Here is a 24482-nt window from a genome sequence, read left to right as displayed (position 1 = left end):
CCCGCGGGGCGCCTTGTGCGTGATGGGCCCGGTCCTGTGTCCAGTGCGTTTACAGAACGGGAGGGGCTAGCCAGGCCTGACGCCACGCATCACTGGTTCAATTCGGGCTGCGTGGCTGACGGGGCCTGCCCCTGAATCTGACCCTGACCCTGACCCTGACCCTGACCCAGGCTCGCCTCACCGGCAAAGGGAGCAGGGGCCTCGAATTCCAGTACCCAGCGGCTCAGGAAACTGGCCTGCTTGAGGCGGTCGAGTGTCGCCAACAGGCCAGGGCCGATCTCGATCGGGCGTAGCGCATCGCCCAGCTGCTCGCGCATATGCTGAGCGCTGCCCTCGCCACGCACCTCGGGGTGCAGTGCGCCCAGCTGGCTGTCGCTGGCCACCGCCTGCTGACCTTCCAGGCTCAGCCACCAGTCGAGAAAGGCCTCACCGGCCTCGGGATGAGGTGCCTGCTGGGGGACGAAGGCCAGCCGGCGCTGAATCAGCACGTAGTCTTCCGGCACGATCACCACCAGCTCCGGATGGGCGCGGGCAAAGGTCACCGCATACGGGCCGACCAGGTTGTAGGCGATGTCCACCTCGCCGCTGGCCAGCGCCTCGAGCATGGCGCCGGTGGTGCTGACCAGTCTGGCATCGGCTTGCCCCATGGCGCGTACCAGCGTCCAGTAGCGCGGCGATTGACGGGCATCGGACACGGCATAGGTGAAGCCGGAGCCGCTGCGGCGCGGGTCGTAGCTGATGATGCGGCCGCGCAGCTGCTCGCGGCGCGTCTCGAGCAGGTGCCAGAAGTCGCGATGGCTGCGCAGCACATCGCGGGGATTGCGCAGGCCGTCGAGGTCCGCCAGACGCTTGAGCGCATCACGTCGCGCCACCATCACGATCGGCTCGAAGCTCATCGCATACAGCTCATTGCGCCAGCGTGAGTTGGCCGGCCAGGCGGCCAGATTGGGGGCCTCGAGTGCCAGGGCGTGACCCTGATTGGCGAGTCGGTACTGCAGCCCCATGGCCGAGGAGATCATCAGATCCGCCTGCGGTGTCAGCGGCGCCTGCAGGTACTGTGCTTCAAGCCCGAGGGCGGAGCGATTGACGTAGTGCAGCACTCGCTCAGGATGCTGGCGGCTGTAACGCAGCAGTAGGGGGCGAATCTCGGGCAGGTCCAGTGCGGCATGAATCGTCAGGTCGGCCGCGAGGCTGGCGTCGCTGTCAGGCGCGGGCGCCGTAACTGGCTGACCGCCCTGCAACCACAGCGATTGATGCTCTTCGAGCAGCGGGTCAAACGCTGCCTGGGTCGCCGCCTGGCTGACGGGGCTCAGAAGCACGGCCATCACGAGGCAGACCGTCAGTCGTCCAGCGCGCTGTCTGCCCGGGCGCTGCTGCCCAGTTGGCGGTCGTCTCGTTAGCATGCTGTGCCTCCTGTCTTCGCAGGCTTGCCCGCCTGTGCTGATTCATCATCCCCACCCACTCTCATCTCAGGCGCTGCACAGGGCGCCAGATGCAGACTGACGCATAGCCCGCAGGACGCGCCTGTCTCCTCTGCGTCGTTTGCGTCGTCTGCATGGGTTGCATCGTCTGTGCGGGATGCAGGATCAGCAGCCTGCGTCACGCTGCGTGCTGTCGCGTCGCTGAGCGTCAGGCGCGCATCGTGATGTCGCGCGATGCCATCGACGATCGCCAGCCCCAGTCCGGCGCCTTCGTGATGCTTGAGCTCATCGGGCTGCTGCGCCGGCGTCTGATCATGGCTGTCGGGCTGGGTGTTGCGGTGGAAGGGGCGCAGCACCAGCAGGCGCCGTTCGGCGTCGATGCCCGGGCCGTCATCCTCGACACTCAGCCGCCAGCGGCCCGCCAGTGCGGCACTGTCCGGTTGCGAGAACGTGGCATCGCTCGGCGCCGCCATCCGGCTCAGGGTGAGCGTGACGGTGCGCGCGCCGTGCTTGCAGGCATTGTCGATCAGATTGGCCAGTGCCTCCTCGAGCTGCCACTCGACGCCCAGCGTCCAGGCGGCGCCATCGATGTCCGGGGCGATCTCGAGACCGAGGTCCACGCCGGCGCGATCACAGCGCAGGAACAGGCGGCTGACGGTGGCGCGCGCCAGCGCCGACAGCTCCAGCGGCACGCGCGGCGGCTGCACCTCCGGGTTGTTGAGGCGTGTCAGCGACAGCAGCTGATTGGCCAGATGGGCGGTATGGCTGGCGGTGGCCTGCATCTGGCCCAGCGCGGCATGCCAGGCGCTGGGGTCCTGCTGGCGCAGTGCCAGCTCCGCGTGAGCGGAGAGTCCCGCCAGCGGGGTGCGCAACTGGTGCGAGGCGTCGCCGATGAAGCGCTCCTGATTGGCGCGCACGCGGCGCATGCGCGCCAGCAGGTCATTGATGGTGTGCTTGAGCTCCTCGAGCTCGCGCGGCAGGGGCAGGTTGAGCGGCGCCAGACTGCGCGAGTCACGTTCGCGAATGGCGCGGCGCAGGCGGGTCAGCGGCGACAGCGCCAGCCGTACGCCGATCAGCACCACCAGCAGTGCCAGCGTGGCCATGCCCGCCAGACGCACCAGCGAGCCGCTGAACAGCTCACGCGTCAGGGTGTCTCGTCCCTCGCGGGTATGGGCGACGCGAATGCTGTAACGCTGGCCGTGGCGTGGGTCATCGCCCCAGCCGCCCAAGCGAGTATCCAGGCTGCCCAGCCGCAGTGCCTGCCCCTGCCAGGCGATATCGCGAAACGACAGTTCGCCGCTGCGTCCGAGCGATTCCTGTGGGGCCAGGCGACCCTCGGCGGCGCGATTGGCATCCGGCAGGTGGGTATTGCCGGTGACCTGCTCGCCATCGGCATCCACCAGGCTGTAGAAGACACGCTCCTGGGCGTCGGTGGCCAGCATCTCGAGAGCGGCGGGCGGCAGGTCGAGCCACAACTGGCCGTCCTGCCATTTGACCTGCTCCGCGATGGTGACCAGCGAGGCCTCCAGCAGTCGGTCGTAGGCGCGGTCCGCTGCCTCACGCGCCGACAGGAAGGCCTGCACCAGCAATAGTGTGCCCAGCGCCAGCAGAGGCAGCAGCAGCCAGCTCAGCAGGCGCCGATAGAGGCTGATGCTGCGTTTTGCCTCTGTCTGCGGGCGTGGTAAGGGTGCGGAATTCAAGCGCTGCCGTCCGTGGTCTGTTCCAGTAGATAGCCAAGGCCCCGGATGGTGCGCAGATTGACGTCGCTGCCTTCCAGGCGCTTGCGCAGGCGATGCACATAGACCTCGATGGCGTTGTCGCCCACGGCTTCCTCCTCGCCGAAGGCCTCACGGGTCAGGCGCGCCTTGTCCACCGGCTCGCCGGCATGCTGGATCAGACAACCCAGCAGGCGCTGTTCACGGGGTGGCAGCGCCAGCGGGGCATCGGCGAGCAGAAAGCGTGCATTGAGTGGCTCGAAGGCCAGGCTGCCGAGAGTCAGACGTGGGGCGATGCCAGACGAGGGCGCCGGCTGCTGGCTGGCCTGAAGAGTGGCCTGCTGACTGGCCTGAAGAGTGGCATGGCGGCGCAGCAGGGCGCGCACGCGGGCTTCCAGCTCATCGAGCACGAAGGGCTTGGCAAGATAGTCATCGGCGCCTAGGTCCAGCCCGCGCACGCGATCTTCGATGGCGCCACGCGCGGTGAGAATCAGCACCGGTGTCTGGCGGTCGTGCTGGCGCAGCGCGGCGAGAATCTCGAGCCCGGAAGCGCCGGGCAGGTTGAGGTCGAGCACGATCAGCGCGAAGCCGTGATCGTGGTGGGTCGCCAGGCGGGCAAGCGCCGCGGCGCCGTCGGCCAGGTGGGTGACCGCAAGGCCCTCGGCGGAAAAGACGCTGCACAGTGTGCTGGACAGCAGGGCGTCGTCCTCGACCAGCAACAGGGCCGGGGGCGGTGCGGTGGCTGGGCCATGCGCTGAGGCGTCAGCCGCTGAATCGTCAGGTGCTGAGGGGAGTGAGTCGGGAGAAGTCATCCGGGCTCCGCAAGGGCGCGTCAGGTACGCGACAAGAGTGATGAGAGTCAGGCACAGGGCCGGTCTGCGACCTGCAATGGCCGCTTGAAGGTGCAATATTGCCTCAAACAGGCAGCCAATGGCGCTTGCGCCAGCGTATCATTGGTGGCCTGTTTCGTGTCGCTGACAAGGAAGCCAGCATGCCATCCGTTCCGCTATTGCAGCGCCTCAAGGCGCGCGCCTCTCGTCTCTCGCCAGCCCATTGGCTCACGGCTGTCATGTCGCTCAAGGCTGACGCGCCGCTCAGGCCGCTGCTGACCTCGCTGGCGCTGGGCGTGGTAGGCGGCTGGCTGTTCCAGCTCACCGGCATGCCGCTGGCGTGGATGCTGGGGCCGCTGGTCGCCAATCTGCTGGGCGCGATGGCCGGGCTGAAGCTTGGTGTGCCGGACCGCCTGCGCAACCTGTTTCTGGGCGTACTTGGCCTGACGCTGGGCGCGCGCGTTTCGCCGGAGCTGGTCTCGCACCTCTCCAGCTGGTGGTTGTCGGCATTGCTGTTGCTGGCGGGGGTATGGGCCTCGACGCTGGCCTGCACCGCCTGGTATCGCCGCTGTGGTTTTGACGCCACCAGTGCGTGGTTCTCCTCGGTGCCTGGTGCGCTGACGGCGATGGTGGTGATCGGCGAGCGCATCGGTGGCGATCCGCAGCGCATCGCGGTGGCGCAATCGTTGCGGGTGCTGCTGGTGATCATGATTCTGCCGCCGCTCTATTGGGTGCTGGAAGGCGCGGCGGGCACGCCCGGCATCGGCAGCGATGTGGCGGTAAGCGGCCTGTGGCTGATCGCGGTGCTGCCGATTCTGCTGCCCCTGGCCAGGCGACTGCGCATTCCCAATGCCTCGCTGCTGGCGCCGCTGTTGCTCGCGCTGGTGCTGTCGCTTGGCGACGTGGTGCGTTTCTCGCCACCGGTATGGGGCACCGATGTCATGCAGCTGGTGCTGGGCTGCGCCATCGGGGCGCGCTTCAAGGGCCTTACGCCGCGGGTGCTGGTCGGGGTGATGGGTCAGTCGGGCGTGGCGACCCTGATCTCGCTGTCGGTGCTGGGCTGCTTTGCCGAGCTGATCCATCAGCTGATGGGCGTACCGCGTGATGTGGCCTTTCTCGCCCTGGCGCCCGGAGGTATCGGCGAGATGGCGCTATTGGCGGTGGCGCTCGATCTCGACCCGATCTTCGTCGCCTTCCATCACCTTCTGCGCCTGATCGTCCTGATGCTGTTGCTACCGGTGATGGCGCGTCATTTCCGTCACCGCCGAGCGCGTGAGGCGACGCAATAGCCCGTGGCGTGATCTCCCCTTGTGAGGGCGGCGATGCGCTGTTATAGTGTGCGCCTTGATCACGCCAAGTGCTTGAAGTTCAAGCGATTGGCTCGGTAGTTCACCGAATGATCATATTTGTGGTGGCCCTGTCGGTCCTCCCGCAATGCTAGGCTGCAAACCCCGCCAGGCCCGGAAGGGAGCAACGGTAGTGGCTGACGCGTGTGCCGGGATGTGGCTGATGGGGCCGCCTCCATTTCAGGGCCCTGAAAGTGGCTGCTCGTGAAATGTCCGCATCATCCCGCCTGCTGTGCAACGCTCCATCGCAAGCCCCTGCATTGCAAGCCCTCGCAAGACCTTCGCTTCACGCTGCCTGAAGCCTTTCGCCACACCCTCGCTGTCTGAACCGGTCATCTCCTGCCTGTCCCGAGCCCCGCTTGGCGTTTCGTCGTGCCCGCAATTCGGGGGCGCATCACGCCTGTCATCCGGCCTCGCGCCCTCAATCCTGCTGCGCAAGTGGCATCGCGCTTTGAAGCCACACGGCAAGTCGCTAGAATGAGCGCATTCTCAGCGAGGCCTCGTCATCGGTCTCCGTCTGTCGACCGTCGGGGGTGAAGCCCAGTCGGGTCGTGCAGGTTTCAGCTCATGTTTCAGATCGCCCAAGGAATGCCCCGCTCAATGAGCTATCAGGTATTGGCGCGCAAGTGGCGCCCGCGCAATTTTCACGAACTGATCGGTCAGGAGCATGTCAGCCGTGCGCTGGTCAATGCCCTCGATCAGGGGCGCCTGCACCATGCCTATCTGTTCACCGGGACCCGCGGTGTCGGCAAGACGACGCTGGCGCGCATTCTGGCCAAGTGCCTGAACTGTGAAGAGGGCGTCAGCTCCAGGCCGTGTGGCGTGTGTGGCACCTGTCGCGAGATCGATGAGGGCCGCTTCGTCGACCTGATCGAAGTCGACGCCGCCTCGCGGACCAAGGTCGAGGACACGCGTGAGCTGCTGGACAACGTCCAGTACGCGCCGACCCAGGGCCGCTACAAGGTCTACCTCATCGATGAGGTGCACATGCTGTCGACCCACAGTTTCAATGCGCTGCTCAAGACGCTGGAAGAGCCGCCGCCCCATGTGAAGTTCCTGCTCGCGACCACTGATCCGCAGAAGCTGCCGGTCACCATCCTGTCGCGTTGCCTGCAGTTCACGCTCAAGAACATGCCGCCGGTGCGCGTGGTCGAGCACCTGTCTGACATTCTCGCCCGCGAGGAGGTCAGCTTCGAGGAAGACGCGCTGTGGCTGCTCGGCAAGGCCGCCGATGGCTCGATGCGTGACGCCATGAGTCTGACCGATCAGGCGATCGCCTTCGGCCATGGTCAGGTGCGGCGCGAAGATGTCGCCGCCATGCTCGGCACGCTGGATCACCGCCATGTGCTGGCGCTGCTGGAGTGTCTGGCCTCGCTGGACGCCGCGAGTCTGCTGGCGGAGGTGGCGACACTGGCCGAGCAGGGGCCGGACTACGGCGGGGTGCTGGATGACATGGCCTCCGTCTTCCACCGTCTGGCGATCGCCCAGATGGTGCCGAGCGCACTGGACAACGGGCATGGTGACCGTGATGCGCTGCTGGCGCTGGCCAGCCGCTTCACCGGCGAAGACGTGCAGCTCTATTACCAGATCGCCCTGCAGGGGCGTGGCGACATGGCCAACGCCCCGGATGCGCGCACCGCGCTGGAAATGACGCTGCTGCGCATGCTGGCCTTCCGCCCGCAGGGCGTGCCGCGCCCGGCGCAGACGCCGCTGCCGATGACCGGCCAGGCGGAGGGTGCGAACGCGCCTGGCGCTCAAGCTCCGGCGCCTGTTCAGCAGGCTTCTGTTCAAGAAGCATCGATTCAGCAAGCCCCGGCTCAGCCTCAGCAAGCGCCGGTGGCGCCCGCGCCCCAGCCTGCTGCACCAGTGGCCGCGCCAGCGACCGAAGCACAGCCGCCGATGGCCGACGAGCCGCCCCCGTGGGCGACGGAGGACGTTCCGCAGGACGCCCGGGATGCCGGCTTTCGCGACGTAGCGCAAGACGCGCCCCAGCCAGCGGCCGCGCCAGTGTCGGCGCCAGCGCCAGAACAGGCAGCAGCCCCCGCACAGGCGCCCGCTGCGCCCAGTTCGGCGATGTCACGCCTGAGTGCCGCCTTCGGTTCCGCGCCGGCACAGCCAGAGGCTGCTGAGTCATCTGCTCCGCAGCCTGCTGAAATGGCAGCGCCGCAGCCCGCTGAAACTGAAATAGCAGCACCGCAGCCCGCTGAAGCCGTACCAGCAGCGCCAGCACAGCCCGAGCCCGCTGCATCGCCGGCGCCTGAGTCTGTCGCCAGCGAGCCAGCCGTGGCAGCGCAACCGCTGCCGGAGCCTGCTCCCGCACCGGAACCGGCACCCGCGGCTGCTCCCACGCCGGCGCCAAGCGCCTCGAGTGCCGATGGTCGCTTGAATCACGCCGCGTGGCTGGAGCTGTTCCCCGCGCTGGGACTGGGCGGCATCACGCGCAATATCGGCGCGCATTGCCTGGTCGAGCACGATGACGGCACCCACCTCAAGTTGAGGCTGGACCCCGCCCAGTCGGCGATGATGGCCGAAGTCCATCAGGATCGCATTCGCAAGGCGCTGGCGGGCCAGGGCGTGGAGCGTGTGCTGGAGATCAGCGTCGCGCCGCTGCCGGAAGGTCTGGAAACGCCGCACAGTCGTCGCATTCGTCTGCTGGGTGAACGTCATGTGCGCGCGGTTGAAGCCTTGCGTGCTGACCCGCATATCCAGTCCATGGAGCAACAGCTGGGCGCGCGTCTGATCGAGGAAAGCGTCAACTCCTTCGAGCCGGACGATTTCTGACGCTCTGGGCAGTTTCGACCGAGCGTCGGCGGTGCCGGGCATCGCTGACGCTTTCCCGGATTCGCGGTGCGTGTGCCGACAAGGCACGCACACCACAGGCCGGAGGTGCACGACATGGCACGTCCGGCAGACAGCATTTATCGTTAGGTCATGTTCAACACGTTATTGATGAGGTGAGCCATGTTCGGTGGAAAAGGCGGTATGGGTAACATCATGAAGCAGGCGCAGGAAATGCAGGAGCGCATGCAGAAGGTCCAGGAAGAAGCCGCCAAGGCGGAAGTCCAGGGCGAATCCGGCGCGGGCATGGTCAAGGTCACCATGAACGGTCGTCATGACGTCGCGCGCGTCGAGATCGATCCGAGCCTGATGGAAGAAGACAAGGAGCTGCTGGAAGATCTGCTGGCGGCCGCCGTCAACGACGCGGTGCGCAAGGTCGAAGTCAATTCCAAGAAGCAGATGGAAGAGGCGACTGCTGGCATGAACCTTCCGGCCGGCTTCAAGATGCCGTTCTGATGGGATTTTCGCCGCTGGTAGATCAGTTGCTGGATGCCTTGCGCGTGCTGCCGGGCGTTGGCCCACGAACGGCACAGCGCATGGCGCTGCATCTGCTGGAGCGTGATCGCATGGGCGCCGACCGTCTGGTCGGCGTGCTGGGCGAGGCGCTGGAGCGCGTCGGCTATTGCGCGCGCTGCCGCACGCTGACCGAGGAAGAGGTCTGTCAGCTGTGCCTGAGTCCGCGGCGTGATGAGCGCGTGCTGTGCGTGGTGGAATCGCCCGCCGACCAGCTCGCCATCGAGGGCGCGGGTGGTTATGTGGGGCGCTACTTCGTGCTGCACGGCCATCTGTCGCCGCTGGATGGCATCGGGCCTGAGGATATCGGGCTGGATGCGCTGGAAACCCGCGTCCGCGAGAGCCAGATCGAGGAGCTGGTGCTGGCCACCAACCCGACGGTCGAGGGCGAGGCCACCGCACATTACATCGCCGAGCAGCTTCGCGATGTGCAGCACGCTGGGCAGCCGCTCAAGCTGACGCGTCTGGCCTATGGCGTGCCGATGGGCGGGGAGCTTGAATACGTCGATGGCGGCACGCTCAGTCGTGCCTTCAGCGGCCGTCTGCCGTTCACTCTCGGCGAGATCTGATGCGATGCCGGTGCCGACACTGTTAGGCACCGCCATCAAAGCAACTACAGCAGCACGTCTGCGGGCGTGGTGGTCAGGAACCACCACGCCCGCGGTCGTTTACCGCCCGGTGTCTGGCGAGTGCCCGTCACCTTCAATTTCCGCTTGCCCGGGCAAGCCTGTCACCACGAGATTTCCTTGCTGATGAGTGATCAACCCGCCACCGCACTGCTGTCAGAACTCGATTTCGAGGCCGTCTGGGTCGAGACCCCCGAGGCGCTGGCCGCTGCCTGTGCAGAACTGGAAGGCGCCGATTGGCTGGCGTTGGACACCGAATTCATCCGCGAGTCGACCTTCTTCCCGATTCCGGCACTGGTGCAGCTGATGGCCGCCCGTGACGGCGAGCTGCCCGGTGCGGACGGCAAGACGCCGCGTATCTTCCTGATCGACCCCACCGTGGTGCCGGCCAGCGAGGCGCTCAAGCGTCTGCTGGGGGCAGAGGGTCCGCTCAAGCTGCTGCACGCCTGTGGCGAGGACATGGAAGTCTTCCTGCGCTGGGCGGGCGTGGCGCCGACGCCGCTGATCGATACCCAGATCGCCGAAGGCCTGACCGGCGGCGAAGCCTCGATGGGCTATCAGCGTCTGGTCGAGCGCGTGGTGGGCGTCACCGTGCCCAAGGAAGAGACACGTTCCAACTGGCTCAAGCGCCCCTTGAGTCAGGCGCAGTGCGATTACGCCGCGCTGGACGTGCTGTTCCTGCCGCAGGTGTGGTCCGAGCAGCGCGATGCGTTGCTCGAGCTGGACCGCATGGCGTGGCTTGAGGAGGATTGCCGGGACCCGGGCAGCAGCGGCGGTGCCACGCCGGACCCGGAGTACTGGAAGCGTCATCGCAGCCTGTGGAAGCTCTCGTCGCGTGGCCTGGCCTCCTGGCAGGTGCTGTGTGACTGGCGCGAGGAGCAGATTCGTCTGCGCGACGTGCCGCGTTCACGCCTGCTGGCCGATGCGCAGCTGTTCGGGATCTGCGAGCGACTGCCGACCAATCGCTTCGAGCTGGCCAAGGTCGATGGCATGCATCCGCCGCAGATCAAGCGCCACGGGGACACCGTGCTGACGCTGCTCAAGGACGTGGCGATGATCGATGACAGTCAGCTGCCGCGTGTGCCGCCGTCGCCGTTGGCGCCGGAGTGGAAGAACTGCATGAAGCGCCTCAAGCGTGAGGTCAATGCGGTGGCGGAGGCACAGCAGCTCAAGCCTGAGATTCTCGGCAAGCGCCGTGACATGGAAGCGCTGGTGATCGCCGATTACGAGGGCGAGCCGCTGCCCTTGCCGCAGGGCTGGCGCGGTGAGCTGCTGGCCGCGCGCCTGGCCAAGGCGCTCGAGAGCTGACGCTCGCCGCTTTCGTGGGCCAGGCTGCAAGGGGGGCATGTGCAAGGCTCACGCAGCCTGGCCTGCCAGCAATATAGGTCAGAAACAGGCCAGAAACCGGTAGTGAGCTCTCGGGTCATGCCCGTGACGCGAGAGCCCGCTGATGCGCGCAAGCGCTGCAAGATGATGGGTAGCCCGATGACAGACGACAAGATGATCTGCGAGATCTACAAGAGCGCCAAGAAGGACGAGATGTATCTCTACGTCGAGAAGGCGCGTGGACTCAAGGATGTGCCGGAATCCCTGCTGGGCATCTTCGGCACGCCGACCCCTTTGATGACATTGCTGATTCGTGCCGACAAGCCGCTGGCGCGCGTTGCCAGCACCACGGTGCTCGAGAAGATTCGCGAGCAGGGCTTCTATCTACAGATGCCGCCGGCCAAGGAAAATCTCCTCAAGGAGATTGGCGTGACGCCGCCGGAAACGCATTACTGACGCCCTGTCCGGCAGACAAGACCGTACTGATGAAACGACCCTGCTGCCCGGCAGGGCGAGGAGAGCAAGATGAGCGATGTTCCGCAGCCTGACGGCGGAAAGCGTGAGCGTTTCTGGGAGCGCCACGCACTCTCGGAGCTGAATACCGCCGAGTGGGAGGCGCTGTGCGATGGCTGTGGCCAATGCTGCCTGCTCAAGTTCGAGGATGAAGACAGTGGTGATATCGCGGTACTCGATGTCGCCTGTCGCCTGCTGGATGTGCGCAAGGTCAGCTGCCGCGATTATCCCAATCGCGCCACGCGCGTGCCGGGCTGCATCCCGCTGGATGTCGAGACGGTGGGCAAGCTGCGCTGGCTGCCGGAAACCTGCGGCTATCGTCGCCTGAATGAAGGCCGTGAGCTGCCCGAATGGCACCCGCTGTTGACCGGCGATGCCAAGAGCGTCAAGCGCGCCGGAGTCTCGGTGTCACGCTTTGCTGTCTCCGAGGTATCGGTACGCCAGCAGGACCTGGAAGACCACATCATCGCGATCATCGATCCCGAGAGCTGAGGCGCGCCGCGGGCGCGTGTCAGATTTCAGGTGGATGCCTTTAGAAAGCGCAGCTCGATGAGCTGCGCTTTCTTGTTTCTGACATTCTGTATCTGGCATTCCGTGCCTGACATTTCGAGTCAGGCATTTCGAGTCAGGCATTTCGAGTCAGGCATTTCGAGTCAGGCATTCGCTGGCCTTGTATTTGACGCCTCTGACCCTCAGTCACGGCTTGATCTGTTAGATAAGATAATTTGCATAAGCTGATTTGCATGGCCAATGCGCGTGCATGTACTCGGCCGCGCAATGTCTGGTTGTAAATAAATGAACGCTCATTTATTTTGTGGGGATTCGCTCAAGACCAGATCAGAACTGACCAGACCAGAACAGACCAGAGGCAGACGGGCCATGCGCCATCGTGATGAACACAAGCAGCAGGCGTTGCTGGAAGCCACGCTGCATGAGGTGGCCGAGCATGGTTTTGCCGTGACCTCCGTGGCGCGCATCGCGCGTGCCGCCGGCATGTCGCCCGGCACGCTCTATCTCTACTACCGTGACAAGGATGACCTGCTGGAGGCGACCTTTCGTGAGGTCAGCCGGCGCATCATCGCGGTCGCCATCGAGGCCTTCCAGGCCGAGCCGGCAGAGGCGTTCGAGGCCGAGCCGTCAACGCTGTCGCCGGCCGCCCAGCAGCTCAAGTCGGCACTGTGTCGGGTGTGGAATGCCCTGGTGGCGCTGGGACGCCGTCAGCCTGCGTTGTTCCTCTTTCACGATCAGTTTCTGCACTCTTCCCATATGCAGGACGCCCTGAGGGTGGCCAATCAGGAGCGCGCCGCGCCCTTGCTGGACGCCTTCGCGCTGGGCCAGCAGTCCGGCATCCTCAAGCAGATCGATCTCGCCCTCATCGAGGTGTTCATGTTCCGGTCGATCTACAGCCTGCTGCAGGGCTCCAGTTGCCAGTTGCCGGCCATCAGTGATGCCAGCTTCGACCAGGCCTTCGAGATGGCCTGGGACGCGATCGCGCTTCGCCAGTGAGGGCGACTAGCCCCGAAGCGCGCACGCCGGACAGATGACAGATTTTCGCTTGTGCCATTTTATTCCAACGACTCAAGGGCCCGCTGATGAAACTTCGACCTGGTGCCAAGCCACACCTGCGTACTCCTTTCGCCTGGCGGGGAGGCCGCGTCCTTCAGCTGTTCGCCGGACTCGTGCTGGCCCTCGGGCTTGCGGCCTGCAGCGAGGCTGAGGCACCGCTGGAGAAGCAGAAGGTGCATCCGGTCAAGTTGCTGTCGCTGTCGGATGAAGGCGGCGGTGTCATCCAGCGCTACCCCGGTGTGGTCGAGGCCTCGGAGCGCTCCAACCTGTCGTTCCGCATCGGCGGTGAGCTGCGCGAACTCGAGGTCCAGGCCGGTCAGGAGGTCGAGAAGGGCGAGCTGATCGCGCGCCTGGATGATCGCGATGCCAGAAGCGAGCTCAACAATGCCCGCTCCAGCTTCAATCTGGCGCAGGCGACCTACAAGCGCATGAAGTACTCGGTGGAGAAGGGCGCCATCAGTCGGGCACGCTTCGATGAGGCGCAGGCCGAATTCCAGTCGGCGCAGGCCCAGTATTCCCAGGCGCAGGACCAGCTCAGCTACACCTATCTCAAGGCGCCCTATGACGGGGTGATCGCGCGCGTGCCGGTGGACAACTATCAGGTGGTCGCCGCCCAGGAAACCATCGCCGTGCTGCAGCAGCCGGGGCAGATCGACGTGATCTTCAACATGCCGGAGCGTCAGGTGCGCGCCATCGATCGTGAGCGTGCCGAGGCCGGACGCCTTGAGGATGCCGCCCTGGCCTGGGTGCGCTTCGGCAGTGGCGAGTCGCGCTATCCGGCCCGTTACAAGGAGCACGACACCAGCGCCAGCGAGGGCTCACTGAGCTATGAAGTCACCCTGACGCTGCCGGAGCCGCAGGACATTACCGTGCTGTCAGGCATGAGCGCCACCGTGGAGCTGGACATGCAGCAGCTGACGGCGGCGACCCAGGGCCAGTGGCGCGTGCCGATCGAGGCGGTGGTCACTCAGGAGGAAAGCCCGAACCAGGCCGTGGTGTGGCGCTATGTGCCCAAGGGCGGTGACACCCAGGCGAGCGCATCGATCAACAATGACGCCACCACGGACATCGGCTCAGACGACGGCAAGAATGAGGGCAAGAGCGAGAGCAAGCAGCAGGAAGCTGGCGCCCAGGGCACCGTCGAGGCCGTGCCGGTCACGGTACTGCAGGCCACCGGCGAAGGGCTGGTGATCACGGGAGAACTGAGTGCCGGTGACCGTCTGGTCACGGCGGGCGCCAGTCGCATGGAAGCCGGGGAGCCTGTGCGTCCCTGGGTCAAGGAAGCGGGGCTCTGATCCATGGTCGATTATTTCCTGAGACACAAGGTCATCAGCTGGATGGTCGTGCTGCTGCTGTCGGTGGGTGGCGTGACCTCCTTCTTCGGCCTCGGCCAGCTGGAGTTTCCCGAGTTCACCATCCGCAATGCGGTGGTGATTACCCAGTATCCGGGTGCGACGCCCAAGCAGGTGGAAGAGGAAGTCACGCTGCCGCTGGAGAAGGCGATCCAGCAGATTCCCAATCTCAAGCGCGTCAGCTCGGTCAACAGCTCCGGTCTTTCCCAGATCACGCTGGAGCTCGAGAGCAGCGTGCGCGAAGGCGAGATGCAGCAGTACTGGGACCTGCTGCGCCGCAAGATCAATGACGCTCAGTCGAGCCTGCCGCCCGGCAGTGGCTCCTCGATCGTCAATGACGACTTCGGCGATGTGTTCGGGCTGCTCTACAACCTGAGCGGCAAGGGCTATTCGGCGCATGATCTCGAGGACCAGGCCGACTTCCTGCAGCGCGAGCTGACGCTGGTGGAGGGGGTCAAGAAGGTCTCCATCGTCGGCGCGCGCAGCGAGCAGGTCATCGTTGCGCTGGATCGTGATCGCATGCAGGCGCTGAACATCTCGCCGGATCAGCTCGCCAACCTGCTCAATGCCCAGAACGTGGTCGGCGACGCCGGGCGGATCCGTCAGAACGGCCTGTCGCTGGAACTTCAGCCAAGCGGCGAGTTCCAGAGCGTGCAGGACCTGGAGCGTCTGGTGGTCGGGCGTCCCGGCAATGGTGGCCTGATTCGTCTCGGCGATATCGCCTCGGTCAGCCGCGAGTACACCGAATCGCCGTCGCGTCTCTATCACACCGATGGTGAGACGGCGCTGTCGCTGGGCATCTCGTTCGCCTCTGGCGTCAATGTGGTCGAGGTCGGTGCGCTGGTCGACAAGCGTCTTGGCGAGCTTGAGTCGCGCATGCCGCTGGGCATGGAGCTGACCACGGTCTATCACCAGCCGCAGGTGGTGGATGAAGCAGTGTCAGGCTTCTTGATCAACCTGGCCGAGGCCGTCGGCATCGTGATTCTGGTGCTGCTGGTGTTCATGGGCGTCAAGAGCGGCGTGCTGATGGGGCTGGTGCTGTTGATTACCATTCTCGGCACCTTCGTGATGATGTCGATTCATGGCATCGAGCTGCAGAAGATCTCGCTGGGGGCCTTGATCATCGCGCTGGGCATGCTGGTGGATAACGCCATCGTGGTCACCGAGGGCATGTTGATCGGCCTCAAGCGCGGCAAGACCAAGCGCCAGGCCGCCTTCGAGGTCGTCAATCAGAACCGCATGCCGCTGCTGGGGGCCACGGTGATCGCGATCACCGCCTTCGCGCCCATCGGTCTGTCGCCGGATGCCACCGGCGAGTTCGTCGGGTCATTGTTCTGGGTGCTGTGCTACTCGTTGCTGTTGAGCTGGATCACCGCCCTGACGCTGACACCGTTCTTCTTCGACATGTTCTTCCGCGAAGCGCGGGAGACGGCGGGCAGTGACACGGACGAGAATCAGGAGGAAGACCCCTATCGTGGCGTCGTCTTCCGTGGCTTCCGCAGCCTGCTGAGCTGGGCGATTCGCCTGCGCTGGCTGACCTTGGGGGGCGCGGTGGCGTTGCTGGTGGCGGCCGTGATGAGCTTCGGGCAGGTCAAGAATGCCTTCTTCCCGGATGCCTCGACACCGCTGTTCTTCGTCGATGTCTGGATGCCGGAAGGCACCGATGTGCTGGCGACGGAAGCGCGCATCGCCGACCTTGAGCAGCAGGTGCTCAAGATGGACAAGGTCAATCATGTCACCAGCGTCACCGGCGGGGGCGCCCAGCGCTTCACGCTGACCTACTCGCCGGAAGACAGCTATGCAAGCTTCGGGCAGCTGATCGTCGAGACCCGGGACCGGGCCAGTCGCGAAGCGCGTATGGAGGAGGTGATACGCCTGGTGCGCGCCGAGTATCCCGAAGTCGAATACAAGGTGCAGGCGTTGCAGGTCGGGCCCTCGGCCAAGGCGAGTCTCGAGGCGCGCCTCTACGGCGAAGACCCCGCTGTGCTGCGTCAGCTGGCGGGCAAGGTGCGTCGCGTCTTCGAGGAGGAGCCGCTGGCCGACAGCATTCGTCTGTCATGGCGCAATCGCGTCAATCGCATCGAGCCCGAATTCCTGGATGATCAGGCGCGGCGTGTCGGCGTGACGCGTGACTCGCTGCATCAGGCGCTGCTGATCAATAGCGACGGCGAGAGCGTCGGTGTCTATCGCGAAGGCTCCGAGCTGATCCCGATCCTGCTGCGCGGTGAAGAGCGTCAGCGCTTCGACCTCGACACCCTGGCGAGCCTCAACGTCTGGAGCGATGAGCAGGAGACCTACGTGCCGGCGGGCTCGGTGATGGGGCCGCTCGAGACAGAGCTTCGCGACCCGCTGATCAAGCGTCGCGATCGTCAGCGCATGCTGGCGGTGTACGCCGAGCCGATGCCGCTGTCCGGTGAAACGGCCGCCAGCGTGCTGGGGCGTATCCGTCCCAAGATCGAGGCCATCGAGCTGCCCGAGGGCTACCACCTGGAGTGGGGCGGCGAGTACGAAACCTCATCCGAGGCTCAGGAGGCGCTGTTCTCCTCGCTGCCGATGGGGCTGCTGGGCATGTTCGTGATCACGGTGCTGCTGTTCTCCAACCTGCGTCAGGCGCTGGCCATCTGGTCCATCGTGCCGCTGACGCTGATTGGTATCGTCAGTGGTCTGATCGTGTTCGGCGCGCCGTTCACCTTCATGGCGCTGCTCGGCACCTTGAGTCTGATCGGCATGGTACTCAAGAACGCCATCGTGCTGGTGGAGGAGATCAACGTGCAGCTCGATGAGCAGGAGGATCGCTTTCAGGCGGTGGTGCAGGCGGCCGTCAGCCGTGTGCGGCCGGTGTCGATGGCGGCCATCACCACCATGCTGGGCATGATTCCGCTGTTCCCGGATGCCTTCTTCTCGAGCATGGCGGTGGTGATCGTGTTCGGGCTGGGCGTGGCGACCCTGCTGACGCTGGTGGTGCTGCCGGTGGCGTACTGCGCCTTCTTCCGCATCCCGACCGGCAACAAGTCCATGAAGACATCCTGATGTGATGATAATGCGGTAATCTTGGTCTGCGCTGTCTGCGGCCACCCACACCATGACGCCCGATGGCAGTGCCATTGTCATCGGGCGTCATGGTGTGGTTCGTGCGCGCTATCCTGCGTGAGGGGCATCGCCGCAAGCCCCTTTCCGTTACACTATGCGCCGCCGGTTGCGAGTTGCCCGGTCGCAAGTGTTGCGTCAGTCGAATCCTATCGAGTCGTGAGGTGTGCCTTGGTCGAACCCCTGAGTGCCTGGTGGGGGCAACAGCTGGTGTTGTGCGGTTGGGGTTTCAGTGCAGCGCCGGAAACGGTGTGGACACCGGCCCAGGCGTGCGCGCGTCTGAAGGCCCAGGAAGTCCCGGATGCGGGCGAGTTGGGATGGCGTCTGCTGGAGGCCTTCCCCAATGACACCCCGGACCCGCTGCACCAGCTGGAGGCGTTGGAGTTGGTGGCGCTGGCACGTACTGCCGGCTGGCTGTCAGAGGCGCGCACGCGTGCCTGGTTGATACGCCTGCTCACGGCGATCGGCGGGCGTTTCACCTCGCTGGATGACTGGCTCAAGGCCCTGGCCCATTCGCGCAGCGATGCCGGCTGGACGCGAGGCGATGATGGCTTCTTCGAGGCCAGCCTCGCGCTGTCTCAGTTGGAGCACGAAGACGCCGGCGTCACCTGGCCGCGTCTGCAGGAAGCGCTGGAGGCACAGCCTCCGGTGGCGGTTACTGAGCTCTGGCCTCAGGGCGAGCGCGACCGGGTCTGGATGGCGCGCGCCATCTTCTCGCCGTGGCTCGGCGGTCAGACATTGACCACCGATGACAGCGGCCCGCACGAGGATGGTGCCAGCGGTTTTGACGCCGCGGCGCACTGGCCGGACGTCACGCGCTGGCTGGCCGAGACCTGGGCGATCACCGGGCGTGATGAGCTGATTCGACTGTTGCTGTGGCTGGCCTCGCAGGGCCATCGCTATGGCTGGGACATCGACAGCGCACGCCTGATGACGGCCAGCGACAGCGAGCGTGCCAAGTGGCTGGATGAGCTGGAAGCGGATGCGGCTCAGGAAGAGGCCGAACGCAAGTCGGAAGGGCGCAAGGGCGCCCCCGCGCATGCCTCCTCCAGCATCGACGTCGCCGATGGCGGGCTGGAAAAGCCCCCGTCACCGACGGCCTACGGTGAGCTGCTGCTGCAGTATCTCGATCGTGGCGAGCCGCTGGAATTCGCCGCCTGGGACTGGTTACGTCTGGTCGATCTCGCCTTCGCCGGGCTATGTGCCGGCTGGCTGAGTCGTGAGGAGGGCGAGGACTTCGCCGCCCACGGCATCGACCTGCTGGTGCGTCGCTATGCCGACTGGCAGGGCGTGGCCCGCGCCTATCAGCGCGGTCGCAGTCTGTTTGAAGGTGTCGATCTGACCCGCGACACCGAGAGTGACTGGCGTCCGCTGATGGCATCGCCGCTGACGCCGCTGCGTTGCGAGCTGCATGCGCTGCTGCCTGCCGCCCAGCGTGAGCGCTGCCGCGCGGCGATTCGTGCGTGGCGCAATGACAGCCGCCACTGGGTGCTGGCCATCGCCAGTATCCGCGAGCCGGACCTGCTCTATCGCCAGGGGCTTGTCGCCGAGGTCGATGCGGCGCGCCGCGAAGAGGCACGCCAATATCTCAACGAGACGCTGGCGCTGGACACCCGCGATGGCGTGCAGGGCATGGCGCGCTTCTGGCTGCCGGCGCAGGCGCATCATCTCAACCAGCTGGCCGCCGATGCCGCGCGTGGTGCCTTGCCCGACCCCCAGACGCCCTTCGGGCGTGCCGATGCCGTCGAGCTGGAACGCCGACAGCGTCTGGCCGTCTGTCATCGCTATCCCGCCAGTGTGGTGATGGCCGAGAAGTACGCCTTCTATCTGCTGATGGTGCAGGACAGCGGTGATTTCCCGGCCGATGAGCTGGCCCAGTGTGCCGAGCGTCTGCGCAGTGCCCTGTGCCGCTACTATCCGGACGCCATGCGTCTGCTGGAAGCCTGGGCGGTGTGGGAATCCGCGGTACCGGAACTCGAGGATCATCCGCTAGTCAACGAGATCCGCTGGCATCTCGATGACCCCGGCAGCCTGTTCCATTGGCTCGACTGGCGCGCCAGCGACTGGCAGGAGCCGGGGCTGCGCCCGAGTCTGGATCGCTTCACGGCGCTGGCGCTGAGCGGTCCGCTCAATACGCCGTGCTGGGGTGAGCCGATGGTCGAGTACGGGCGGGGCGTCGAGGAACTCAGCGGCTGGCTCGAAGGCCATTATGGCCTCGCCAATGCAGAGGCGCTCAAGGGCTTCCTCGACTTCCTGCGCGATGCCGGTGATCGGGACGAATACCAGATCAACTACGGCCCCTACACCCTCAATCGCGCCCGCCTCGATAACGAGATCGACGTGCTGGAAAGTGCCGAACGCGGCGATGATGAGCAGGTGCATCTGGACCGTCTGCGACGCGTCAGGGACAACGAGGCGCGCTGCAACGAGCTGGACATGGCGGCGTGGGACATCGCCCAGATAGTGGACCTTGCGATTGCCGGGCGACAGCTGGGCTGGCTGGACGATGCGACCTTCACCGCCTATCTGGACAGCGCCTATGCGATGGCGCGCGACCACTACGGCAGCTGGAAGGAATATGCCCGTGGACTGTTCGCCGGCTATGCCTTCTTCATGGGCGACACCGACCAGCGTGACAGTTTCCTGCGCGGCTTCCGCGATGCGCTCATCCAGTGGTTGACGGCGGCGCCACCGCTGGCCGGTGCCTGGTCGAGTCTCGATTTCCCGGGCGCGCGCCCGGGGCATTGGCCGGCGTTGCATCTGGATGTGCTGAGCGGAGACGCCCGCACGTTGCACTGAGCGGGATTCAATTCAGGTTGGGTGAGCGGCAGAGGGCACTTTCTCTGATGCTTTGGTCTAACTTGTGCGGCAATGGCATACGGTTTGCGGAAACATGAACTACTATCCTGCGAACGACTCGAGTTTGTCATCTGACTGTCGTCATCGTGTTGCAAGGTTTGCTGCTGCCTGATCCGGCCCACCTTGTCAGATAGTCGCCGTATTATCCCTGATCGATCAACGATCATCGTCATGCATCAATGGTTATCGCCGTCCGCAAGCGCTGCTCACCTTCACCCTTCCAGCGCCGGGCCCACGACGAGGAATGCTGGATGCGCCACGCGTTATTATGCTGTTTTCTGATCCTGCCACTGGGTGTGGCAGGCTGTGCCAGTCACTCAACACCGTCCAATGATGTGGCCTACTACGATGTGGACCTGCCGGAACTGCCGAAGCTCAAGCGCTATCGCCAGTCCGCGTCCCAGCCGGCCGCCGAGTCGCAGGACTTCGCCATGTCAGGGCCGAGCATCCGCGATGTCCTGCTGGAAGAGCATGACCGCTGGGCCGGGACGCCCTATCGTCTGGGGGGGACCAACTCCCGCGGCATCGATTGTTCCGCCCTGATGCAGCATGTCTTCAGTGATGGCTTCGGCATCGATCTGCCGCGCACCACCACCGACCAGGTGAAGCGTGGCAAGCGCATCGACAAGTCGCAGCTCAAGCCGGGTGATCTGGTCTTCTTCCGTCCCTCACGCCGCTACAACCATGTGGGTGTCTACGTCGGCAACGGCTACTTCCTGCATGCCTCCACCTCGCGAGGCGTGAAGCTGTCGCGGCTCGACAACGTCTATTGGTCCCAGCACTACTGGCAGTCGCGTCGCCCGATGCCCTACGAGGCCATGCAGATGAAGCTGGCCATGCGCAGCCAGTGAGCCGATCTCGCGTCGCACTGAAACAGACAAGTGTCTTGTTCGACATCACCCGGCCCTGGCCGGGTGATGTCGTTTCTGAGCCCCGGCAAATGTCAGCCACTGCTCAGGAAGGGGGCTCCAGCACAATGCTGTCGGCCTGATCATCAGCGCTCAAGGCATCCTGGGTGGGCCTCCCGGCCGCCGAGTGTTCAATGACGAAATCGACCAGCGCCTGCTCGGCACGTGACAGGCCGCGCTCGCGGCGCCAGGCGAGTGACAGCTCAAGCCAGGCGGGCTCATCGAAGGAGACGGCGGTCAGGTTGTTCTCTTCACGGTCGTCCTCGACCACACGCTTGAGGAAGGTGGTGATCCCGAAGCCACGCGCGACGATCGCCTTGTTGAGGGCGATCAGGTTCGATTCGAAGGCGATGCTCGGCGCGAGACCATGCTGACTGGCCAGGCGCTCGATGAAGTCGCGATGGAAGTAGCCGCGCTTGAAGACCACCAGCTCCTCGGCGAAGAACTCCTCGACGCTGATCTGCGCGCGAGCGGCCAGCGGATGATCGTTCGCCAGGCAGACCACCATTTCCTCGCTCAGGAAGTGGCGTCGAATCAGGCCGTGGGTGTCGGTGCCGAGCTGATCCTCGACGATGACGCCCAGGTCCAGCTCGGCATTGTCGATCATCCGGCGCAGGCTCAGGGTGCCGCCCTCGATCACGCTGAGCTTGATGTCGGGATAGCGTGCCTTGAATGCCATCAACAGGGGCGGGAAGTAGTAGGAGCCGAGCATCGAGGAGACGCCGATGCGCACCTCGCCCTTGACCAGCCCCTCGAGCTCCGCCATCGCCAGTGCCGCGCGCTGTGCCTGTTGCAGCAGGGGCCGGGCATGCTCGAGCAGCGTATCGCCGGCCGGGGTCAGGCGCAGACCGCGTGAGCCCCTGACCAGCAGTTGCGTGCCCAGTCGGCTTTCGAGCCCGGCGATCGACTGGCTGACCGCTGACTGGGCCAGGCTGAGTGCCTGAGCGGCAGTGGTGAAGCTCTGGTGCTCGACGACACTGACGAATATCTCCAGTGCACGCAGATCGAAGGGCAGTTTCATCGCAGGGTCCTGTTGATCGCGAGGTGCTTTTCATCGCGAGGTCCTTTATCAGCGCAGCTTCCTTCTTGGCGCAGTTTGCGACATCCCGGTGTCGCCTTTGCCATCAGCTTTGCTGATGGCCAGTATCATGTCGAGCTATTTTACTGATGCGAGCGCGCGGCGCAGACTGGCGCCATCCCCATGCTTGATTGAGTGCAGGTACCTGATGGCTTCATCGCTTTCCGCGTCTTCTTCCCCCGATTCCGCCGCCTCGGTTTCCGCCACACAGTCCGAGCTGCCCGAGCCGCTCAAGGCGCGCGGGCGTGACTGGCGGCGCATGACCCAGGCACTGTGTCTGGGTTCCTTCGTGGTCTTCATCAACCTCTATCTGGTGCAACCGCTGCTGCCGCTGCTGGCGACGGATCTGGGCCTGAGCTCGCTGCAGGCGAGTCTGTCCCTGTCGGTGAGCACCCTGACGCTGGCCCTGGCACTGCTGGTGTTCGGCCCGCTGTCCGATGCGCTGGGGCGGCGGCGTATTCTGCTGTGGACCCTGGGCGGCGGGGTGGTCTGTTCAGGGCTGGCATTGTTTGCCGAGGGCTTCTGGTCGCTGCTGGCGGTGCGCGCGCTGCAGGGCTTTCTGCTCGGCGGCCTGCCGGCGGTGGCAGTGGCGTACATGAGTGATGAGATGGAGCAACCCGCCTTGATGATGGCGGTGGGGCTCTACATCAGTGCCAATTCGCTGGGCGGCATCTCGGGGCGGGTCGCGGGGGGCGTGATCGCGGAGCACTGGGGCTGGCAGGCCAGCTTCGTCGCCATCGGCGGCGTCAGCCTGCTTGTGCTGGGGGCGTTATGGCAGCTGCTGCCGCGCCAGAGACGCTTCGTCGCCCAACCGCTCAAGCTGAGCAGCATGCTGGCAGGTCTGGGTCGCCATCTGCGCAACCCTCGTCTGTGGCCGGTGTTTCTGCTCGGCGGGCTGAATTTCTTCATCTTCGTCAATCTCTACAGCTACATGACCTTCCGGCTGAGTGAGGCGCCCTGGTCGCTCAGCAGTCAATGGCTAGGGTTGTTGTTCCTGACCTATCTGGCGGGCACCTTCGGTGCCTCCCAGTCTGGCCGGCTGGCACGGCGTCTGGTACCGGGAGGTGCGGCTGAGGACGGTGAGGCCGCGCTGGCGATCGCTCAGCGACGCGGTCAGGCACTGACCATGATGCTGGGCACCGGCATCGTGATGCTCGGCACGCTGCTGACGCTGAGTCACTCGCTGATCGGCATGTTGATCGGCCTGAGCCTGAATGCCTTCGGCTTCTTCCTCGCGCATGCCACTGCCTCGGCCTGGGTCGGACGCAATGCCGAAGGCGCGCGGGCCAGTGCCAGTGCGCTGTATCTGACCGCCTACTATCTGGGCGCGAGTCTCGGCGGCTTCTGGCTGGAACCCTTCTGGCAGGCTGCCGGCTGGCCCGGGGTGGTGGCCGCCAGCGTACTGGTGCTGGCGGTGACCTTCTCGCTGGCGATCCTGTGCTGGCGCCGGGCTACCACGCAGTATTGAGCCTGAGAGCAGCACAGACACCCAGGCCCTCTACGACAACGGCTCGCCAGATGGCGAGCCGTTGTCGTAGAGGGCCTGGAGGGCGAGATCAGTGCGCGGGCGCGTCGTCACCCCAGATCTCCTCCAGACGATCATCGCGGCCACAGCCGGCGCGGTAGAAGCGATAGCGCACCGGGTTCTTCTTGTAGAAGTCCTGATGGTAGTCCTCGGCCGCATACCAGGGCCCTGCCGCCTCGATCTCGGTGGCGATGCCTTCGGGGAATCTGTCCTTCAGCGCATCGCGACTGGCTTCTGCCGCATCTCGCTGGGCCTCATCGAGGGGATAGATGCCGCTGCGGTACTGGGTGCCGGCATCACAGAACTGGCGGTCCACCGCGACCGGGTCGATGTTGTGCCAGAAGACATCCAGCAGGGTGTCGTAGCTGACCTTTTCCGGCTCATAGACCACCTTGACCGCTTCGGTATGCCCGGTGCCGCCCGAGGAAACCTGCTTGTAGGTCGGGTTGTCCTGTTCGCCGGCGGTATAGCCGGAGGTGGTCGAGATCACACCATCAAGCTTGTCGAAGGGGCCTTCCATGCACCAGAAGCAGCCACCGGCGAAGATGGCGACTTCCTGACCCTGAGCGACCCCCTCGGCGACGCCCTTGGGCGCTGTCTGCGGGTCGAAGGCATTGGCGTGACCGACAAGCAGCAGGCCGCCGAGGAGGCTTGCCAGTGGCGTGAGGCGTCTGAGCGCAGGGAAGGGGGGTCGCGTGTATCGGGTCATGGTATCTCCGGGAAAGGCGTCATTCCTTCGAGGTGAGTACACGGAAATCTCCATGTCTCGGTGAGCCGTGAGGTGACTGGCGCTGTTGATTCCTCACTGCCTGTATCAGGCTTCTACGCGAATAAACGCGGGATGGATGCGAACATGCAGAATGAAACGTTACCGTTGTCGTGATCAAGCCACTGCCATTCACTCCGCTACGCGAATCAGTGCATCCAGTCAGCGACATGCCTCGTAAGGACACGGTACATCCCAATGACATGCCCATGA

Annotated in this window: 18 protein-coding genes and 1 other RNA gene; 14 read left to right on the top strand and 5 right to left on the bottom strand. The window is 65.1% G+C overall.

Annotated elements, in window-relative coordinates:
• Nucleotides 1-89: 89 nt before the first annotated feature.
• The 3 genes from R2R70_RS09225 to R2R70_RS09215 all read right to left on the bottom strand — a co-directional run bounded on the left by R2R70_RS09225 (nt 90) and on the right by R2R70_RS09215 (nt 3948).
• Nucleotides 90-1325, bottom strand: coding sequence for an ABC transporter substrate-binding protein (locus tag R2R70_RS09225; RefSeq protein ID WP_410977887.1), 1236 nt, complete (start codon nt 1323-1325; stop codon nt 90-92).
• 71 nt (nt 1326-1396) lie between these two features.
• A complete protein-coding gene (locus tag R2R70_RS09220) occupies nt 1397-3121 on the bottom strand; it encodes a sensor histidine kinase (protein ID WP_410977873.1) in 1725 nt (574 codons plus the stop codon).
• Nucleotides 3118-3948 (bottom strand): response regulator, encoded by an 831-nt coding sequence (locus R2R70_RS09215; protein ID WP_410977872.1) that lies wholly within the window; start codon nt 3946-3948, stop codon nt 3118-3120. Before R2R70_RS09215 ends, R2R70_RS09220 begins: the two co-directional genes overlap by 4 nt.
• Nucleotides 3949-4127: 179 nt before the next feature.
• Between R2R70_RS09215 and R2R70_RS09210 the strand changes: the two genes are divergently transcribed.
• From R2R70_RS09210 to R2R70_RS09150, 13 genes are all read left to right on the top strand, one after another.
• Nucleotides 4128-5255 carry an AbrB family transcriptional regulator gene (locus R2R70_RS09210; protein WP_410977871.1) on the top strand — a complete coding sequence of 376 codons (1128 nt, stop codon included), beginning with the start codon at nt 4128-4130 and terminating at the stop codon, nt 5253-5255.
• 129 nt (nt 5256-5384) lie between these two features.
• An RNA gene (gene ffs, locus R2R70_RS09205) (signal recognition particle sRNA small type) lies at nt 5385-5481 on the top strand.
• A 431-nt stretch (nt 5482-5912) separates the two neighbouring features.
• On the top strand, nt 5913-8093 hold the full coding sequence (gene dnaX, locus R2R70_RS09200; protein WP_410977870.1) for a DNA polymerase III subunit gamma/tau: 2181 nt from the start codon (nt 5913-5915) through the stop codon (nt 8091-8093).
• Nucleotides 8094-8273: 180 nt separating this feature from the next.
• Nucleotides 8274-8606: a YbaB/EbfC family nucleoid-associated protein gene (locus tag R2R70_RS09195; protein ID WP_043333871.1), complete on the top strand. Its 333-nt coding sequence runs from the start codon at nt 8274-8276 to the stop codon at nt 8604-8606.
• Nucleotides 8606-9232 carry a recombination mediator RecR gene (gene recR, locus R2R70_RS09190; protein WP_107336122.1) on the top strand — a complete coding sequence of 209 codons (627 nt, stop codon included), beginning with the start codon at nt 8606-8608 and terminating at the stop codon, nt 9230-9232. The genes R2R70_RS09195 and recR overlap by 1 nt, the downstream gene beginning before the upstream one ends.
• 183 nt (nt 9233-9415) lie before the next feature.
• Entirely contained in the window at nt 9416-10597 is a 1182-nt protein-coding gene (gene rnd / locus R2R70_RS09185; protein WP_107336768.1) for a ribonuclease D, read from the top strand.
• Between the two features lie 117 nt (nt 10598-10714).
• Complete coding sequence (locus R2R70_RS09180; protein ID WP_225347187.1) at nt 10715-11071, top strand: YcgL domain-containing protein; 357 nt, start codon at nt 10715-10717, stop codon at nt 11069-11071.
• A gap of 69 nt (nt 11072-11140) precedes the next feature.
• Nucleotides 11141-11620, top strand: coding sequence for a YcgN family cysteine cluster protein (locus R2R70_RS09175; protein WP_054555633.1), 480 nt, complete (start codon nt 11141-11143; stop codon nt 11618-11620).
• 387 nt (nt 11621-12007) lie between these two features.
• On the top strand, nt 12008-12634 hold the full coding sequence (locus R2R70_RS09170; RefSeq protein WP_107336123.1) for a TetR/AcrR family transcriptional regulator: 627 nt from the start codon (nt 12008-12010) through the stop codon (nt 12632-12634).
• 86 nt (nt 12635-12720) lie between these two features.
• Nucleotides 12721-13989, top strand: coding sequence for an efflux RND transporter periplasmic adaptor subunit (locus R2R70_RS09165; RefSeq protein WP_410977869.1), 1269 nt, complete (start codon nt 12721-12723; stop codon nt 13987-13989).
• A 3-nt stretch (nt 13990-13992) separates the two neighbouring features.
• Nucleotides 13993-17076, top strand: a complete 3084-nt coding sequence (locus tag R2R70_RS09160; protein WP_410977868.1) for an efflux RND transporter permease subunit — start codon at nt 13993-13995, stop codon at nt 17074-17076.
• A 228-nt stretch (nt 17077-17304) separates the two neighbouring features.
• Nucleotides 17305-19932 carry a YbeU/YbeR family protein gene (locus R2R70_RS09155; protein WP_410977867.1) on the top strand — a complete coding sequence of 876 codons (2628 nt, stop codon included), beginning with the start codon at nt 17305-17307 and terminating at the stop codon, nt 19930-19932.
• 311 nt (nt 19933-20243) lie between these two features.
• Nucleotides 20244-20843, top strand: coding sequence for a C40 family peptidase (locus R2R70_RS09150; RefSeq protein WP_107336127.1), 600 nt, complete (start codon nt 20244-20246; stop codon nt 20841-20843).
• Nucleotides 20844-20946: 103 nt separating this feature from the next.
• Here the strand turns inward: R2R70_RS09150 and R2R70_RS09145 are convergent, their stop codons facing one another.
• Nucleotides 20947-21921 (bottom strand): LysR family transcriptional regulator, encoded by a 975-nt coding sequence (locus R2R70_RS09145; protein WP_410977866.1) that lies wholly within the window; start codon nt 21919-21921, stop codon nt 20947-20949.
• A 205-nt stretch (nt 21922-22126) separates the two neighbouring features.
• Between R2R70_RS09145 and R2R70_RS09140 the strand changes: the two genes are divergently transcribed.
• Entirely contained in the window at nt 22127-23446 is a 1320-nt protein-coding gene (locus tag R2R70_RS09140; protein ID WP_410977865.1) for an MFS transporter, read from the top strand.
• An 88-nt stretch (nt 23447-23534) separates the two neighbouring features.
• Here R2R70_RS09140 and msrA read toward each other — a convergent pair whose 3' ends face one another.
• A complete protein-coding gene (gene msrA / locus R2R70_RS09135; protein WP_410977864.1) occupies nt 23535-24212 on the bottom strand; it encodes a peptide-methionine (S)-S-oxide reductase MsrA in 678 nt (225 codons plus the stop codon).
• Between the last annotated feature and the right edge of the window lie 270 nt (nt 24213-24482).

Origin of the sequence: Cobetia sp. SIMBA_158 (assembly GCF_046566945.1) — a bacterium.
Lineage (GTDB): Bacteria > Pseudomonadota > Gammaproteobacteria > Pseudomonadales > Halomonadaceae > Cobetia > Cobetia amphilecti.
This window is presented reverse-complemented; position numbering and strand designations above follow the sequence as displayed.